Source organism: Ruegeria sp. BHSC037 (genome assembly GCF_059613045.1).
In genome coordinates, this window is record NZ_JBXWRT010000006.1 from 189,955 (window position 1) to 207,376 (window position 17,422).

Here is a 17,422-nt window from a genome sequence, read left to right on the forward strand (position 1 = left end):
CGGCCCAGCACAGCCGAAACCGGAAATTTCCGCCGGTGAACGCGACAGGGAACATTCAGATGTCACTAGACAGCATTACTGAAACAATTGCCCATTTCATCGGAACCTTTGAACTGACCATTGAACAGGCCCGCCTGCGCGACCAATACGACGAATTTACCGCGCTGCGGCGGAAGGTGGACCTTGATGAACTGGAAGACCCGACGCGGATCCAGATCAAGGCCGAACTCGAACTGGCGCCCAAGGATTACGATGCGCTGCCGTTCCGCTTTCCCGCTCCTCCGGCCGACCCGCAACTGCCGCCGGCGCCGGATGGCCCCTCGATCAAGACCGAGATCACCATCGGTACCCCGCCCGCGCCCGGTCGCATTCTGCCAGATTCGGAACTGGCGGGCAGTGGCCCGGAATACATCGTGCTGCGGCCCGAGCTGACAAGCGAAGTGATAGGCTCGGCGGTGACCTACACGTTCCAGACCATCGTCCTGAGCGACAACGACACCGTTGGTGTCGGTGATTTTCGCGATGTGGGGCTGATGACTGCTCAGGCCGAGGCCGCGCTCGACACCGCGCTGTCGCTGCATGCGATGGCCGCGCCGTCTTTTGCGATTTCCGACTATGCATCTGCGGAATATGTCCAGGACCTGGCCGCCCAGATGCAAGCGCCGCCCGGCACACATGTCGAAGGCGCCACGGTTCATCAGTTCCACGGAGACGACGCGCTGGGCGTCATCGTAAATGGGCAACACGTGACCGAGGCACCCGTCTGGAGCGATCTTTTGCCGGCCTATCACCAGCCCGACGAGACGTCAGATGAATTGCCGCTCTCTGTGGCCGTTCCCGCCGAGTGGGACCAGTCGAAAGATCCCGAGTTCGACGACGGCCACACTGTCGTCGCCGGTGGAAACCTGGCCATCAACGAGGTCGCATTGACCGTGGGATGGGTGGATGCGCCCTTCATCGCAGTCGGAGGTCAGGCGGTCAGCCTGACGGCAATCAGCCAGGTCGCGCTTGTGTCCGACATGGATGTCGGCACGCCGGGCGGGGGCTCGGGCACGATGGTTGTCCAGTCGTCACAGATCGACACGCAGTCCAACCCGGCGCCCTGGCTGGCCGGAACCACCTCGGCCGCGGGCACCGGTAGCCAGCCGGCACAGATGACGGTCGACTGGATCCACGGCGACCTGGTGGTTGCGAACTTCTTTAAACAGGTCATCGACGCCACCGACATCGACCACATCCAGGCCGACATTTCAGCGTCTTCGACAATGTACGCCCTGGGAGCCAACCAGATGGTCAACGTGGCCGATGTGGTGCAACTGGGCAGCTTCTATGACCTGATCATGATCGGTGGCGACATGGTCTCGGTCGACATGCTGTTCCAGACGCTGGCGCTGGTGGATGACGACATCGTCTCGGGCGGGCTGGCGGAAGGCGCGTCCGCAGGCGCGGATGGCAACCTGTTGATGAACCAGGCCTCGGTCACGGGGCAGGGGCAGGACACCCAGCAGGCGCTGGACGCGGGCCTGGCCAATGCGCTGGCCATGGAAAAGATGGACATGACAGCGCTCGAGGACGCACTGCTGAACGATCCGATGTTCGCCGGCATGGAACAGATGCGCGTGCTGAAGATCGACGGCGACCTGATGCAATTGAATATCGTCCAGCAGGTCACGATGCTGGCCGATCAAGACGATGTTTTCCTGTCCGGGCCGCATGCGGCCAGCACCGAAGTCATTGCCGGGTCGAATGCCATGTTGAACGCGGCCAATATCAACAAGCTGGGCGTCGACTCGACCGTCATGGCCGCTGGCGGCGCCTATTCCGATCTGTTGCTGCATCAGGCCAGCCTGATCGACACGCCCGACGACCAGATCAGCCCGGCCCTGGCCAACGAGGCGATCGCCATTCTGATGGATGACGCGATGACGGCGGCAGCGGGCGCTGGTGCCGTGACCGGGCCGGACCTGACGCCGACGGAGGTACTGAATTCTCATGATGGCCTGCAGACGATGCTGGCCTGATTTGCCTTTTTTGTAGCGAGTGACCGGAAGTTCAGTTCATGTCGATTGTATTTTCATCGTGCCGTCCCCGATATGCCAGCCCGCTCGACAGGTCAGGAGGTGGTCGGCCCCTGACCCTCAAACCGGCTGACAGAGTGCCCGACAAAAGCCGCAAGGAACCCGCTCCGATGTCCTGTCTGAGATTGGGAAAAGAAATGCGTGTCACAGGCGACCTGGCACCTGGGAGCGGCGGCGTCTCCGAAGGTGACGCGGCCGCGAAAAAAGAGCCCCGAGCGGCCAGCAAGTCCGGTGGGGAAACCACCCGGAAAACCGATCAGGCGACCCGGACCGATGCCGGCAGGGTTGCGCAAGACAAACACCGCGCCGGTTCTTCCCCTCGGCGCAACCTGTCGTCTCCTGCGGCTGAAACCGCCGGAGATGACGCTGGGGTGGCCGATGCCGACGGCCCCGATCCGCACCGTGTCCAGGCACCGACTGCGCGAATGACCCCCTCGACCCAGTCTGGTGAAACGGAGCGCATGGGCACCACGATCGAAGGCGAGGCCAACAAGCCGCTGCTGCGCACCGGAACCGGCGGCGGCGACGGCAAAGGGCCACCCCAGACCTTCCACAAACGGACACCGCCGCAGGATTTTCAGCGCACGCTGCAGACGTCGATGCGCGCCATCTGGCGCAACCTTGCCTTCGTGTTGGTCCTGACCTGCGCGACAAACATCCTGATCCTGGCGATCCCGATCTATCTGTTCCAGATCAGCGACCGGGTCCTGACCAGCCGGTCGCTGGACACGTTGATCATGCTGACGGCGATCGTTGCCGGCGCGGTCATCTTCCAATCGGCCTTCGACGCCGTGCGCCGGTTCATGCTGATGCGCACGGGGGTCGAGGTCGCGGCCCGTCTGGGGGCACCGATTCTGAGTGCGGCGGCTCATGCTTCGCTGCACGGGACCGGGCGCGAATACCAGACCCTTGGTGATCTTCAGCAGTTGCGGGGCTTTCTGGTATCGGGAACCTTGATCTCGTTTCTGGACGTGCCGTTCGCGCCGCTGTTCATTCTGATGATCTTTCTTGTCCACCCCGAACTGGGAATGATCGTGGTGGTCACGGCGCTGATCCTGATGACGATCGCGCTGATTAACCAGAGAATGACGGCAAAACCCTTCGCCGAAGCCAATAAGGCGCAGTCCATGGCGAACCAGCACCTGGACTCGATGGCCCGGAACAGCCAGATCATCAACGCCTTGGCCATGATCCCCGAAGCGGTGCGCATCTGGGGCCGCGACACGGCGTCGTCGCTGACATGGCAGGTGCGCGCGCAGGATCGCAACGTGATCTTTGCCGCCATTTCGCGCACCGTACGCCTGTTGACCCAGATCGGCATACTGGGCTGGGGTGCCTTTCTGGCGCTGCAGGGCGAAATCACCGGGGGCATGGTCATCGCCGCATCGATCATCGCGGGGCGGGCATTTGCCCCGATCGAAGGCTCAATCGAGGGCTGGAACACCTTCCTGTTGACCCGAGGCGCCTATGGCCGGATCCGAAACCTGTTGGCCAATTCGGCACTGCAGTTCGAAAAACTGCGCCTGCCGCGCCCCGAGGGCCGTCTGGATGTGGAAAGGCTTTTGTATGTGCCCGGCGGAACCAAGCGGGTGGTACTGAACGGGATCAACTTTTCGCTCAACCCCGGCGAGACGCTGGCGATCATAGGCAATTCGGGCGCGGGCAAGACGACGCTGGGCAAGACGCTGGTGGGGTCGATTCTTCCGACCTCGGGCAGCGTGCGCCTAGACCTGATGGACATCCGCAACTGGGATCCGCGCCAGTTCGGCGAAAGCATCGGGTACCTGCCTCAGGACGTTCAGCTGTTTCCGGGAACGATCAAGGACAATATCGGCCGCATGCGTGCGGATGCCACCGATGAACAGATCCACGACGCCGCGGTTCTGGCCGATGTGCACAACATGATCGCAACGCTGCCGCAGGGCTATGAGACTGTGGTCGCGGCCGATGGCTCGCCGTTGTCGGGCGGGCAGAAACAACGCATCGCCCTTGCGCGTGCGTTCTTCGGCAACCCAAGGCTGGTGGTTCTGGACGAGCCGAACTCGAACCTGGACGTGGCGGGCGACAAGGCGCTGGCGCGGGCCATCGAACAGGCCCGGTCCAACAAGATCACCGTTGTCGTGATCACGCAAAAACCTGCGCTGTTGAACGTGGTGGACAAGATCATGCTGCTGACCGACGGGCGCGTGGCGCTGTTCGGGCAGCGCGAACAGGTGTTGCAGCAATTGGCCGGGTCGCGAAAGCAGCCCGAGTTGAAAGGCTGACAGGGGGGCAACGATGAACGAAATCGCGAAGATCGATGATCCGACACTTTGGTATGCCGAGGTTCCCAGATCCATAAGCCGACTGATCGTATTGGGAATGATCCTTCTGGTCACCTGTTTCGGCGGATTTGGCGTCTGGGCGTTCAGTGCGCCACTGGCGGCGGCGGTCATCGCCCAGGGCAGTTTTGTGGCGACCGGGCGCAACAAGATCGTTCAGCACCTGGAAGGAGGAATTATCGAGGACATACTTGTGTCCGAAGGTCAGACAGTGAAGGCCGGTCAGGTGTTGATGACCCTTGACCAGACCTCGGCCGAGGCAAATCAGCGCGAGCTCTATGTGCGCAAGATGCGCCTGCAGGCGATGGTCGACCGTCTGCTGGCCGAATATGGCGAGCGCGAGAAGCTGGTATTCTCGCACGAGCTGATCGAAGCGTCGGACGATGTCGAGGTGATGACGATCCTGGACAACCAGCGCCTCAGCTTCGAGGTGTCGCGCAAGACCTTACTCAACGACATCGCCCTGCTTGAACGCAACATCGAGGCGCTGAAGATCCGGGTCAGCGGGTTCCGTGCGCAACTTGAAAGCATGGAACGCCGCCGCGACATCCTGCAGGAAGAATACGAGACCAAGAAGTCGCTGTATGAAAAGGGCCTGGTCCGAAAAGGTGAACTGAACACGATCCGGCGCGTTCAAGCCGAGGCGGACGGCCAGTTGGCCCGGCTGCAGTCCGAGGCGTCGGAAATCGACCAGATGCTGCTGAAATACACCGAACAGATCGCCCGGACCCGGTCGGCCTATCGCGAGGCTGCCCTGGACGAGCTCAGCGTTGTCGAGGCCGACCTTGAAAGCGTGCGCGAAAAATCCCGGCAGGCCAGCAGCGTCCTTGCGCGCGCAGTTGTACGGGCGCCGGTGGATGGTACGGTCGTGCGTCTGCACTATCACACGCCGGGCGGCGTGATCGAAACCGGTGAGCCGATCGCCGAAATCCTGCCCGCGGATGCGCCCCTGATCATCGAGGCCCAGATTCCCCGCACCGACATCGACAGCGTTACGACGGGCCAAACCGCGACCGTGCGGCTTGTCGCGTTGAACCAGCGCACCACGCCCGTTCTGACCGGCGAGGTCTTCTATGTTTCGGCGGATGCGGTTCTGGAAGAGGCCGGCGGCATTCCCAAGGAAGTCTATCTGGCGCGGGTCTCGTTGCCGCCCGAGGAGTTGGATCGGATCCGTGGGTTTGTCCCGACACCGGGCATGCCGGCCGAGATCATGATCCAGACCGAGGAACGCACCTTTGCCTCCTACATTGCCAAGCCGGTGGTCGACAGCATGTCACGCGCCTTCCGCGAACAATGATGGGCCGCGCTTGTGGGATCTTGTTCCAGATCACGGTTTCCGTTTTCTGAATGTGTCATGATCGGCCTGATCGTTCACAAAGGGTGGTGACACATGTTGCGGCTTGCGTTCCTGCTGTATTCGCTGATTGCCACCGCGCTGGCGGGGTCGGCGGTCATTGCGGTTCTGGTGGCCGGTTTCGTCTCGGTTCAGACGATTCTTGCCGGTGCCGCCATCGGCGCGGTGGCGGCTGCGCCCGCGTCGTGGCTCGTGGCCAGGAAGCTGTATTGACCTGCGCGGTTGTCAGGCGTTGAGAAACGTCCTGACGGCGGCTTCGAACTCTCTGGGTTTCTCGGCGTGCAACCAGTGTCCCGCACCGGGGATCTTGGCGAAACGGGTGTTGGGGAACAGCGACCTGATCGCGTTGCGGTGTTCCGGCCGGACATAGTCCGACTCGGCGCCCGACAGGAACAGCGCCGGGCCATCCCAAACTGCGTCAATATCCGGAAAGCCCATGATTCTGGGCATTTCTTTTGCCAGCACGTCCAGGTTCAGCCGCCAGCGTTTACCGGCCACGTCCAGTGACTGCGTGAAAAAGCTTTGCAGGGCCTTTTCGACGCCCTGTTCGGCCAACAGCCGTTCGGCATCCGCCCGCCGATGGACCTGCGCCATGTCCACGGCGCGCATCGCTTCGATATAGGGCATCTGGCTGTGGCCGTAGGTCACCGGCGCGATGTCGGCCACCACCAGCTTGTTGACCCGTGCGCCATGGGTCAGGGCCAAGGTCATGGCCGCCTTGCCCCCCATCGAGTGCCCCAGCACGTCTGCCCGCCCGCCCAGGTTGTCGATGACCTCGGCCAGATCGTCGGCCAGGGCCTGATAGTCGTGCTGGTCATCCCATTTGCTGTAGGCGTGGTTGCGCATGTCCACGGCCACGACCTGCCGTTCGTCGGCCAGTCTTCGGGCAATAACCCCCCAGTTCCGGGCCGATCCGTACAGGCCGTGGGCAATCAGCAGGGGCGGGAGCGATGTCGGGTCGCCATGTATGATCGTGTTCAACATGGCGTACTGATACCGCCAGCCAAACCCGACAGCCAGCCCCATTGTCGCGCCGCATCGTCAAGGCTAGATTGTCGGCTCAGGAGGCGCGGATGTCGCAGGAAACCGAAATTCAAACCCTGATCGCCCAGACCATCGCCCTGCTGCGGAAAAAGCTGGGCACCCGGGGCAAGACGCTGGCCGAGTCGGTGCGGCGCGCAAAACGGCGACTGCCGCGTCGCGTCTACAAACAGGCGATGGAACTGGCCCGCGCTGAACCGATGGCCGCGCACCCCCGGTTGCGCCTGATCCTGGACACGCCTCGGCTGGAAAAAGCCGCGCACGAAGTCCAGGCACATCTGCGCTCGATCAGCCTGGCCGATCGCCGCTGGGGCTGGTTTCTGGACACCCTTGGGGCGTTGTCGTTCAACCTTTTGGCACTTGCCGTTCTGGTGCTGGTCTTTCTGCTGTGGCGCGGCCTGATCTAACGCGGACATCGCCACGAAAAATGGCGCCCAGCGGGGCGCCATTTCAGGTCAGGGTCGCTGACGAACTCAGAGGTTGGGATAGATCGGGAACCGGGCGCACAGCTCGGCCACCTGGGCCTTGACCCTGGCTTCGACCGCATCGTTGCCATCCTCGCCGTTGGCGGCTAGCCCGTCGACAACTTCGATGATCCAGTCGGCGATCTGACGAAACTCCGGCTCGCCAAAACCGCGTGTTGTGCCGGCAGGTGATCCCAGTCGGATCCCGCTGGTCACGGTCGGTTTTTCGGGGTCGAACGGCACGCCGTTCTTGTTGCAGGTGATGTGCGCGCGGCCCAATGCCTTTTCGGTCGCGTTGCCCTTGACGCCCTTGGGGCGCAGGTCGACCAGCACCACATGGGTGTCGGTGCCGTGGGTCACCGTGTCCAGACCGCCCTTGATCAGCTGATCCGACAGCGCCTGCGCGTTGGTGATCACCTGCTTGATGTAGTCTTTGAATTCCGGACGCAGCGCTTCGCCAAAGGCGACGGCCTTGGCCGCGATCACATGCATCAACGGGCCGCCCTGAATGCCGGGGAAGATGGCCGAATTCACCTTCTTGGCGATCGTTTCGTCGTTGGTCAGGATCATGCCGCCGCGGGGGCCGCGCAGGGTTTTGTGCGTGGTGGTCGTGGCCACATGCGCGTGCGGGAAGGGCGACGGGTGTTCGCCTGCTGCCACCAAGCCCGCGAAATGCGCCATATCCACATGCAGGTAGGCGCCGACCATGTCGGCAATCTGACGCATGCGGGCAAAGTCGATCTGGCGCGGAATGGCCGAGCCGCCGGCGATGATCAGCTTGGGCTGGTGTTCTTTCGCAAGCGCCTCGACTTGGTCATAGTCCAGCATGTTGTCCTGCTTGCGCACGCCGTATTGCACCGCGTTGAACCACTTGCCCGACTGGTTGGGCTTGGCACCATGGGTCAGGTGGCCGCCGGCATCCAGGCTCATGCCCAGGATGGTGTCGCCAGGTTGCAGCAGCGCCTGGAAGACGCCCTGATTGGCCTGCGACCCCGAATTCGGTTGAACATTGGCGAATTCGCAGCCGAACAATTGCTTGGCCCGGTCGATGGCCAGGTTCTCGGCGATGTCGACAAACTGGCAGCCGCCATAGTAGCGACGGCCGGGATAGCCTTCGGCATATTTGTTGGTCATCACCGAGCCCTGCGCTTCCATCACGGCGGCCGAGACGATGTTTTCCGAGGCGATCAGTTCGATCTCGTCGCGCTGACGGCCCAATTCAGACCGGATCGCGCCGTACAGTTCGGGGTCGCGCTCGGCGAGAGGCTGGGTGAAGAAACCGTTATCACGAAGGTTGGCGTTCATGGGCGCTCCGCATGGCTGAGGTTGGTTTGGCGGATTTCCTATAGGAAACCGCGCAAATGAAAAAGACTTTAAAACGACGAATTGGCCTTCTGCGGCGTCAAGTCTGGCCTAAGGGGGAAAGGTATGTTTGTTTCGGAACCAAATGCGCAGCACCGGAAACCAACAGAACATGACAAAGAGAATCGCTTTTCTCGCCAGCGACGCGGATGTCGCACAAACTGCGCGCAGCACGCTGGTGGACCGTTACGGCAACGCCGCGCCACGGGACGCGGATGTCATCGTGGCGCTGGGCGGGGACGGGTTCATGCTGCGCACGCTGCACAATACGCAGCATCTGGACGTGCCGGTCTATGGCATGAACCGCGGAACCATCGGTTTCTTGATGAATGAATATGACGACGCCAATCTGCTGGACCGTCTTGCCGCCGCCGAGGAAGAGGTGATCAATCCTCTGGCCATGCGCGCGATGGACCAGTCCGGCAAGCTGCACGAGGCCCTTGCGATCAACGAAGTATCACTGCTGCGGGCCGGACCGCAGGCCGCACGCCTGCGGATCAGCGTCGATGGGCGTCTGCGCCTGGCCGAACTGGTGTGCGATGGAGCGCTGCTGTCTACGCCCGCCGGGTCCACCGCCTACAACTATTCGGCGCATGGGCCGATCCTGCCGATCGGTTCGGACGTTCTGGCCCTGACAGCGATCGCAGCCTTCCGGCCGCGCCGGTGGCGGGGGGCGCTGCTGCCGAAAACGGCGCATGTCCGGTTCGACGTGCTCGAGGCCGACAAGCGCCCGGTCATGGCCGATGCCGATTCGATCTCGTTCCCGGATATCGACTGGGTCGAGATCCGCTCCGAGCCCAAGGTGCGGCATCGCATTCTGTTCGATCCGGGCCACGGGTTGGAGGAACGCCTGATTTCCGAGCAATTCACCTGAAGGCATGGGAAAACAGAGATTTGGCCCGCTTGTGTGATGCAGTTCACAGGACGCAGCAGATCAATGTGATACTCTAAATTTGCCCGGAGAACGCGCCAAGGTGGAAGTGAGTGGCCGCCTGAAAATGGTGTTTTCGAATGATTGCGCAGATTATGCGCTGGCGAGAGTGGGTGGTGCTACGCTCGTCATCAAAAATCCGGGTTTATTTAAGTAGGCGGGCCCCGGGCACAATACCCCGGGGTCTATTTTTTGGTGTCAGCCGGCATGATTGGTCGGGTCCATGCGGCCCCACAGAGTTTCGCACATCCGGCCCACGCGCGCCTCGATCGCGGCGGCGGCGTCAACAGCCAGATCCTCGCGCCAGCGGCGGGCTGCGATTTGCACATTGATGGGTTGCGGGCCGTTCGGCAATTCGGCCAGCCGTGCCGGCACGCTGGCGGCCGGAAGGCCCAGAAAGTTCATCGCATAGGAATAGACCGCGCAGCCCAGCACTTCGTGTACGCCTTCCGAGCCTTCCGTATCACGGTTGGGTCTGAAAAAGGGTTGCGGTAGGAAGGGCGACAGCACCAGCGGATAGTCCTCCATGAACAGCGCCCATTCCCGCGCATGGTGGCTGCGCTGCGCCAGTGCCCGGATCAGGTCCGGGCCCGTGATCGGGGGAAATTCCTGGAAGTAGGTGGCAAAGATGCGTTGGATGGTCTCGGATCCGGCCGCCTCGACATCGGCTTTCATCAGGGTCAGAACCTCGCCCATCAAGGCGCGATACCCGAGCCGTCCGCATTCGAAAACGTTCGGAGGGTCGATCTCATCAACGGTGTACCCAGCATCAACCAGTGCATCGCGGGCCGTGTTCAGCGCCTTGTCGACCTCGGGGTGGAGATCGTAACCAAAAGTGTTCTTGGTGAAAGCCACCCTCGGCTGCTGGTCAGGCTCGGCCATGCGCCATGGCAGCGGAACGTGAAACGGATCGCGCGGATCCGAAGCGATCAGGCTGGGCATTGCCAGGTGCAGGTCAGTTGTGCTGCGGGTGATCAGTCCTTGCACCGACATCAGTTGCGCAAGCAGACCGCGTTCGGCGGTTTGGCTTGGGTTCCATGCGGGGACGCGGCCAAGGCCCGGCTTCACGGTCACCGCGCCAACGGCCGCGGCCGGGAACCGCAGGCTGCCGCCGATATCGTTGCCATGCGCCAGGGCACCCATGCCGGTCATCACAGCCACGCCGGCCCCGCCCGAGGAGCCGCCGGCCGAGATATGTCGGCCCCAGGGGTTGTGCGTCCGCCCATACAGCGGGTTGTCGGTATCGGCGCGGAATGAAAACTCGGGCGTGTTGGTCCGGCCGATCACCACCGCCCCGGCCTTCAGCAGGTTCGACACGACGGGCGCATCGTCGGGGGCAATCACATCTTTCAGAGCGGCCACACCATTGGTCGTGGCATGGCCTTTTTGGTCGATATTGACTTTGATCGTGACGGGAACGCCGTGCAGAGGGCCGGTCGGTTCGCCGCGCGCCCGCGCGGCGTCCAGCGTCCGGGCGCGCTCCTGCGCCTCGGCGCTAAGGTCTTCGACGACGGCATTCAACGCCGGGTTCAGCGCGTGCATCCGGTCGATCGCACTTTGTACAGCCTCAGTTGCGCTCAGGTCCCCGGAACGGGTGCGGTCTGCCAGTTCGGTGGCGCTCAGGCGCCAGATGTCGTCATTTGCCATATGCCCTCCGTCAAGGGCACAGTAGGCGGTCTGCCAAAGGTTGCAAGCCCGCAGGGCAGGGCGGGCGGCCCAAGGCCGCCCGATGCCCGGTTACTGGGCGTAACCGATTGATTTCAGGGCTTCGGTGATTTCGTCCAGAATGGCCGGGTCGTCGATTGTGGCAGGCATTTTGTAGTCCTTGCCATCGGCGATCGCCACCATCGTTCCGCGTAGGATCTTGCCCGAGCGGGTCTTGGGCAGGCGGTCCACCACAACGGCTTTCTTGAAGGCGGCGACGGGGCCGATTTTGTCGCGCACCATCTGCACGACCTCATTCGCGATCTCGGCATTGTCACGCTTGCATCCGGCGTTCAGGCACAGGAAGCCGACCGGGGCCTGCCCCTTCAAATCATCCGATACGCCGATGACCGCGCATTCAGCCACGTCGGGATGGGCGGCCAGAACCTCCTCCATCGCGCCGGTGGACAGGCGGTGGCCTGCCACGTTGATCACGTCATCGGTGCGTGCCATGATATAAAGGTACCCGTCCTCGTCGATCATCCCGGCATCGCCGGTTTCGTAGTAACCCGGGAAGTGCTCAAGATAGGATTTCCTGAACCGCTCCTCGGCATTCCACAGGCTTGGCAGCGTCCCCGGGGGCAGCGGCAGCTTGACCGCGATCGCGCCCAGCTCGCCCGGTTTCATCGGGTGGCCGCCTTCGTCGAGGATCTGCACGTCATAGCCGGGCATCGGCTTGGCGGGCGAGCCCAGCTTGATCGGCAGTTCCTCGATCCCCAGCGGGTTGCCGGCGATGGTCCAGCCGGTTTCGGTCTGCCACCAATGGTCGACGACCGGAACCTTCAAGGCGTCCTGCGCCCAGGTGATCGTATCGGGGTCGGCGCGTTCACCGGCCAGGAACAGGGCCTTGAGGCAGGACAGGTCGTATTTCGCCAGCATTTCGCCCTTGGGGTCCTCGCGCTTGACCGCGCGGATCGCCGTTGGGGCGGTGAAAAAGCTTTTGACCTTGTGCTCGGAAATCACCCGCCAGAAGGTGCCCGCATCGGGGGTGCCGACGGGCTTGCCCTCGAACACGATGGTGGTGTTGCCGTGGATCAGCGGGCCATAGCAGATGTAGGAATGCCCCACGACCCAGCCCACGTCCGAGGCCGCCCAGAACACATCGCCGGGATCGACGTTGTAGATGTTCTTCATCGTCCAGTTCAGCGCCACAAGGTGCCCGGCCGTGGGTCGTACGACGCCCTTGGGTGCGCCGGTGGTGCCCGAGGTGTATAGGATGTAGGCCGGATCATTGCCTTCAACCGGGACACATTCGGCCGGCTCAACGCCGTACTGGAAGCCGTGCCAGTTGAAGTCGCGCCCCTCGACCAGCTTGGCCACTTCCTGTTCGCGCTGAAAGATCACGCAGAACTCCGGCTTGTGGCCGGCCATCTCAATGGCGCCGTCCAGCAGCGGCTTGTATTGCACCACGCGACCGGGTTCCAGCCCGCACGACGCCGCGATGATCGCCTTGGGTTTGGCGTCGTCGATCCGCACCGCCAGTTCGTTGCTGGCAAACCCGCCAAAGACCACCGAATGCACCGCTCCCAGCCGCGCACACGCCAGCATCGCCTCGAGCGCCTCGGGGATCATCGGCATGTAGATGATGACGCGGTCGCCCTTTTCGACACCCTTGGCGCGCAGCGCGCCGGCGAGGGTCGCCACGCGATTGCGCAGCTCCATGTAGGAGATCTCGCGCTTGGTGTGGGTGATCGGGCTGTCATAGATGATGGCGGTCTGCTCGCCCCGACCGTTTTCCACGTGGCGGTCCACGGCGTTCCAGCAGGTATTCACCTTGGCATCGCAGAACCATTCATACAGTGGCGCGTTGTCGTCAAACAGGGCCTTGCTGGGTTTCTCGATCCAGTCGATGCCTTCGGCCGCCTGCATCCAGAATGCTTCGGGATCTTTTTTCCAGCTCTCGTATACGTCCTGATACGCCATTTGTCCTCCTCCAGACAGTCTTGGGGAATGTGTTAGGCGCCTGTGTCCAGCCGAGCAAGCGGCGCGCATGACGGCGCGTCAGTTTATCGCGAAATCTTTGCAGAAGCGTGCCAAAAGGTCTGCAAATTTTTGCAAATATACGGAATTTTAACCCCTTGAGTGGGGCTTTTTTCTGTTGTTGCAAATCAGCAAACCCCTGGGTGCAAACGCGCGTCCGTCAGATTCGGATCAGGTCGCCTTTCCGGCATATCGGGGCAGGCTGTCCTCGATGTTCAGCCAGTGCAGATGCTCGGCGTGAAAAACGTGAAAGCGGGGTGCGGCATCTTCGGGGTTTTCCAAGGTGGTGGTATAGAGGTGAATGTTCGCCCGGTCTCGGGCATTGCGATATGCCATCGGTGTGCCGCAGGTGCCGCAGAACAGGCGTTCGACATCCTCGGACGATCTGTATACGCGCGGCGCATCCCCCGACCACGTTACAGAACCATGGGGCAACCCGATGAACGCCGTAACCGGGGCAGCGCAGTTACGGCGACAATCCGCGCAATGACAGTAGCAGCCCCACGCGATCTCGGCATCGCTGGCCCATCGCACGGCGCCACAGTGGCAGTGACCTTTCATGATGACCTCCCTCGGCGGGGCGGCCAGACCGGTCGGGCCGCCGTGTTCAACCGTAATGCGCGACGGGTGTTCCGGCAATTGCCGCCATGTTCAGCAGCCCGCGTGCGGTGATCGAGGGTGTTACGATATGCGCCTTGTTGCCCATGCCCATCAGGATGGGGCCGACCTCGATGCCGTCGGCCTTCATCTTCAGAATATTGCGCACACCGCTGGCCGCGTCCGCATGGGCAAAGATCAGAACGTTGGCAGCCCCCTCCAGGCGCGAGTTGGGGAAAATACGCTCGCGCAACTCGGGGTCCAGGGCCACGTCCAGGTTCATTTCGCCTTCATAGATGAAATCCCGGGGTTTGCTGTCCAATATCGCGATCGCTTCGCGCAGGCGTTTTCCCGAACCCTCGGCCTGATTGCCGAATTGCGATTGCGAGCAGAAGGCGATCTTGGGTTCAACCCCAAAGCGCCGCGCATGCCGCGCCGCGCCGATCGAGATCTCGGCCAATTCCGCCGGGGAGGGCAGTTGATGCACATGGGTATCGGCGATGAATAGAGGCCCGTCTTCGAGGATCATCAGCGACAGCGCGCCATGCGGGCGCAGATCGCCATCGCCCAGAACCTGTCCGACATAGTTCAGGTGCCAGCGATACTCGCCGAAGGTGCCGCAGATCAGGCTGTCTGCCTCGCCGCGATGCACCATGATGGCGCCGATGGCGGTGGTGTTGGTGCGCATGATGGCCTTGGCCAGGTCGGGCGTCACACCGCGGCGCTGCATGATCTGGTGATAAGAGTTCCAGTAGTCATAGTACCGCGGGTCGTTTTCCGGGTTCACGATCTGGCAATCCTGACCGGGGCGTATGGACAGCCCCAGCTTTTCGCAGCGGGCCTCGATCACCTCGGGGCGACCGATCAGAATGGGCGTTTCGGTGGTTTCCTCCAGAATGGCCTGGGCGGCGCGCAGCACGCGCTCGTCCTCGCCCTCGGCAAAGACGATGCGGCGCGAGGCGGCCTTGGCGGCCTCGAACACCGGCCGCATCAGCAGGGCCGATTTGAACACGGTCTGGTTCAGGCGCTCCTTGTAGGCTTCGAGGTCTGCGATCGGGCGCCTGGCCACGCCGCTTTCCATCGCGGCGAGGGCCACAGCCGAGGACACCACGCCCACCAGCCGCGGATCGAATGGCTTGGGGATCAAGTAGTCGGGGCCAAAGGTCAACTGCTCGCCCTTGTAGGCGGCTGCGGCCTCGGCGCTGGTGGTGGCGCGTGCCATTTCGGCGATGCCTTCGACGCAAGCGATCTGCATGGCATCGTTGATCTCGGTCGCGCCCACGTCCAGCGCGCCGCGGAAGATGAACGGGAAACACAGGACGTTGTTCACCTGGTTCGGGAAATCGCTGCGCCCGGTGGCGATGATGGCGTCGGGGGCTACTTCGCGCGCGGCATCGGGCAAGATCTCCGGGGTCGGGTTCGCCAGCGCAAAGATGATCGGCTGTTTGGCCATGCGCGCGACCATCTGTGGCTTCAGCACGTTCGGCCCGCTGAGGCCCAGAAACAGGTCGGCGCCGTCGATCACCTGATCCAGCGTGCGCAGGTCGGTCTTTTGGGCGAATTGGTCCTTGTGCGGGTTCATGTCCTCGTCCCGGCCTTCATGGACCAGCCCGTGAATGTCGCACAACCAGATGTTCTCGCGCTTGACCCCCAGCTTGACCAGCATGTTCAGGCAGGCGATCCCCGCCGCGCCGCCGCCGGTGGAAACCACCTTGATATCCTCGAACCGCTTGCCGGCTACGTGCAGCGCGTTGCGCGCAGCGGCCCCCACCACGATGGCGGTGCCGTGCTGGTCGTCGTGGAAGACAGGAATGTTCATCCGCTCGCGGCACAGTTTCTCGACGATAAAGCAGTCGGGCGCCTTGATGTCTTCGAGGTTGATAGCGCCGAAGGTAGGCTCCAGCGCGCAGACGATATCGGCCAGCTTCTCGGGATCGGGTTCGTTCAACTCGATGTCGAAACAGTCGATGCCGGCGAATTTCTTGAACAGGACGGCCTTGCCCTCCATCACCGGCTTGGAGGCCAGCGCGCCGATATTGCCCAGCCCCAGCACCGCAGTGCCGTTCGAGACGACGGCCACAAGATTGCCGCGCGCGGTGTACATCTCGGCTGTCGTCGGGTCGTTTTTGATCTCCAGGCTGGCCTCGGCCACGCCGGGTGAGTAGGCGCGCGCGAGGTCGCGGCCGTTGGCCATGGGTTTGGTCGCCTTGACCTCCAGTTTCCCAGGCTTCGGATGCGCGTGGTAATCAAGTGCGGCCTGGCGCAGGCTGGGTTTGTCGGACATGTCAAAACTTCCCGTTTTGGAATTTAGTTTAGTGTTAAACTATTTCTTACGCAGGGGAAACCACGAATTCGCGTGTCGGCCGGTTCGACCCTGGCTTGCAAATTTCCGAAACGCCCCCCACTGTCCCGCGCAGAGGAGACCAGCATGACCGACACCATAGCCGAATTCCGCATTCCGACCCAAGAGTTGCGAGACGACATTCCGTTCTACACCAAGGTTTTGGGCATGCGGATGGACATGATCTATCCGGCGGATGACCCTCGGGTTGCGGTGTTTTCCGGGCATGGACTGCGCCTGCGTGTGGAAAAGGACGCGCCCGAGGCGCCGGGCACCTTGCGTATCCTCACCGAAGACCCGGACGGGTTCGCCGGCGGTCAGCGCAGCCTGGTCGCCCCCAACGGCACCCGCATCGAGATCGAGGAGCGCAACCCGCCCCTGGTGATGCCCGAGACGGTTCATTCCTTCGTCGTCCGCAGGCTCAAGGATCAGGCGCCCTGGATCATCGGGCGCGCGGGCATGCATTACCGCGATCTGGTGCCCGACCGGCTGGGCGGGTCGATCATTGCCAGCCACATCCGCATTCCCGACGGCGGCCCGGTCCCGGACATGGTCCATTTCCACAAGGTCGGGTTCCAGCTGATATTCTGCATCCACGGCTGGGTCGATGTCGTCTACGAAGATCAGGGCGACAAGATGCGCCTGACCGCCGGTGATTGTTTCATCCAGCCGCCCGAGATCCGGCACCGCGTACTCGAAGCGTCGGACAACGTGCAGGTAATCGAAATCGGCGTTCCGGCCGAGCATGTCACCGAGATCGACCACGAAATGCAACTGCCCACGCCGCATTACCGCCCCGAGCGGGAATGGCAGGGGCAGCGGTTCGTCTACAACCGAGCCGAAGGGGCAGAGTGGCAGCCATTCCGCCTGCCGGGCTATCAATGCCGCGACACGACGATTGCCGAAAACACCAAGGGCGTGGCAGGCGTTCAGGTGGTGCGCCGGGGGCAGGGCGACCCGGTCTGGGCTAGCCATGATGCCGATATCCACTTTATCTTCGTGATGAATGGGGCCGTCACCTTGGAAGGTGAAGGCCGCGAACCCTATCGCCTGGAGCAGGGCGACGCCTTTGTCATCCCACCCGGAATGCGCACGCGGCTGGCCGATCCGAGCGACGATGTCGAACTGCTTGAAGTGACGCTGCCAGGGTATTTCAAGACCGATCTGGGCTGACGCGCGGGCGCGCCGACATTCCGTGCAGATGGGGCTTCAATTCCCCGGCGGATTTCCAGTAGGGTATGGCATTCTG

At 62.6% G+C, this 17,422-nt stretch carries 13 protein-coding genes; 7 read left to right on the top strand and 6 right to left on the bottom strand.

Going from position 1 to position 17,422, the window contains the following annotated elements:
- The first annotated feature begins 59 nt into the window (after positions 1-59).
- From AC2FMN_RS08220 to AC2FMN_RS08235, 4 genes are all read left to right on the top strand, one after another.
- Complete coding sequence (locus tag AC2FMN_RS08220; RefSeq protein ID WP_496687345.1) at positions 60-2,021, top strand: type I secretion protein; 1,962 nt, start codon at positions 60-62, stop codon at positions 2,019-2,021.
- A gap of 482 nt (positions 2,022-2,503) precedes the next feature.
- The gene (locus tag AC2FMN_RS08225) at positions 2,504-4,342 is read left to right on the top strand and encodes a type I secretion system permease/ATPase (protein WP_496678412.1); all 1,839 of its coding nucleotides are present in this window, start codon (positions 2,504-2,506) and stop codon (positions 4,340-4,342) included.
- A 13-nt stretch (positions 4,343-4,355) separates the two neighbouring features.
- Complete coding sequence (locus AC2FMN_RS08230; protein ID WP_496687347.1) at positions 4,356-5,696, top strand: HlyD family type I secretion periplasmic adaptor subunit; 1,341 nt, start codon at positions 4,356-4,358, stop codon at positions 5,694-5,696.
- A 93-nt stretch (positions 5,697-5,789) separates the two neighbouring features.
- Positions 5,790-5,966: a hypothetical protein gene (locus tag AC2FMN_RS08235; protein ID WP_496687349.1), complete on the top strand. Its 177-nt coding sequence runs from the start codon at positions 5,790-5,792 to the stop codon at positions 5,964-5,966.
- 12 nt (positions 5,967-5,978) lie between these two features.
- Here AC2FMN_RS08235 and AC2FMN_RS08240 read toward each other — a convergent pair whose 3' ends face one another.
- The gene (locus AC2FMN_RS08240; protein ID WP_496687350.1) at positions 5,979-6,779 is read right to left on the bottom strand and encodes an alpha/beta fold hydrolase; all 801 of its coding nucleotides are present in this window, start codon (positions 6,777-6,779) and stop codon (positions 5,979-5,981) included.
- 47 nt (positions 6,780-6,826) lie between these two features.
- Here AC2FMN_RS08240 and AC2FMN_RS08245 point away from each other — a divergent pair, with 47 nt between their 5' ends.
- On the top strand, positions 6,827-7,201 hold the full coding sequence (locus AC2FMN_RS08245; protein ID WP_496678406.1) for a hypothetical protein: 375 nt from the start codon (positions 6,827-6,829) through the stop codon (positions 7,199-7,201).
- Between the two features lie 66 nt (positions 7,202-7,267).
- On the opposite strand, the gene glyA is transcribed toward AC2FMN_RS08245, so the two are convergent.
- The gene (glyA, locus tag AC2FMN_RS08250) at positions 7,268-8,563 is read right to left on the bottom strand and encodes a serine hydroxymethyltransferase (protein ID WP_496678404.1); all 1,296 of its coding nucleotides are present in this window, start codon (positions 8,561-8,563) and stop codon (positions 7,268-7,270) included.
- Between the two features lie 169 nt (positions 8,564-8,732).
- Between glyA and AC2FMN_RS08255 the strand changes: the two genes are divergently transcribed.
- Positions 8,733-9,494 (top strand): NAD kinase, encoded by a 762-nt coding sequence (locus AC2FMN_RS08255; protein ID WP_496678402.1) that lies wholly within the window; start codon positions 8,733-8,735, stop codon positions 9,492-9,494.
- Between the two features lie 255 nt (positions 9,495-9,749).
- Here AC2FMN_RS08255 and AC2FMN_RS08260 read toward each other — a convergent pair whose 3' ends face one another.
- The 4 genes from AC2FMN_RS08260 to AC2FMN_RS08275 all read right to left on the bottom strand — a co-directional run bounded on the left by AC2FMN_RS08260 (position 9,750) and on the right by AC2FMN_RS08275 (position 16,116).
- Complete coding sequence (locus AC2FMN_RS08260) at positions 9,750-11,198, bottom strand: amidase family protein (protein WP_496687352.1); 1,449 nt, start codon at positions 11,196-11,198, stop codon at positions 9,750-9,752.
- Between the two features lie 90 nt (positions 11,199-11,288).
- Positions 11,289-13,178, bottom strand: a complete 1,890-nt coding sequence (gene prpE, locus AC2FMN_RS08265) for a propionate-CoA ligase PrpE (RefSeq protein ID WP_496687353.1) — start codon at positions 13,176-13,178, stop codon at positions 11,289-11,291.
- Between the two features lie 228 nt (positions 13,179-13,406).
- Positions 13,407-13,796 carry a GFA family protein gene (locus tag AC2FMN_RS08270; RefSeq protein ID WP_496687355.1) on the bottom strand — a complete coding sequence of 130 codons (390 nt, stop codon included), beginning with the start codon at positions 13,794-13,796 and terminating at the stop codon, positions 13,407-13,409.
- Positions 13,797-13,842: 46 nt separating this feature from the next.
- Positions 13,843-16,116, bottom strand: a complete 2,274-nt coding sequence (locus tag AC2FMN_RS08275; RefSeq protein WP_496687356.1) for an NADP-dependent malic enzyme — start codon at positions 16,114-16,116, stop codon at positions 13,843-13,845.
- 144 nt (positions 16,117-16,260) lie between these two features.
- Here AC2FMN_RS08275 and AC2FMN_RS08280 point away from each other — a divergent pair, with 144 nt between their 5' ends.
- On the top strand, positions 16,261-17,346 hold the full coding sequence (locus AC2FMN_RS08280) for a cupin domain-containing protein (RefSeq protein WP_496687358.1): 1,086 nt from the start codon (positions 16,261-16,263) through the stop codon (positions 17,344-17,346).
- Positions 17,347-17,422 lie beyond the last annotated feature (76 nt).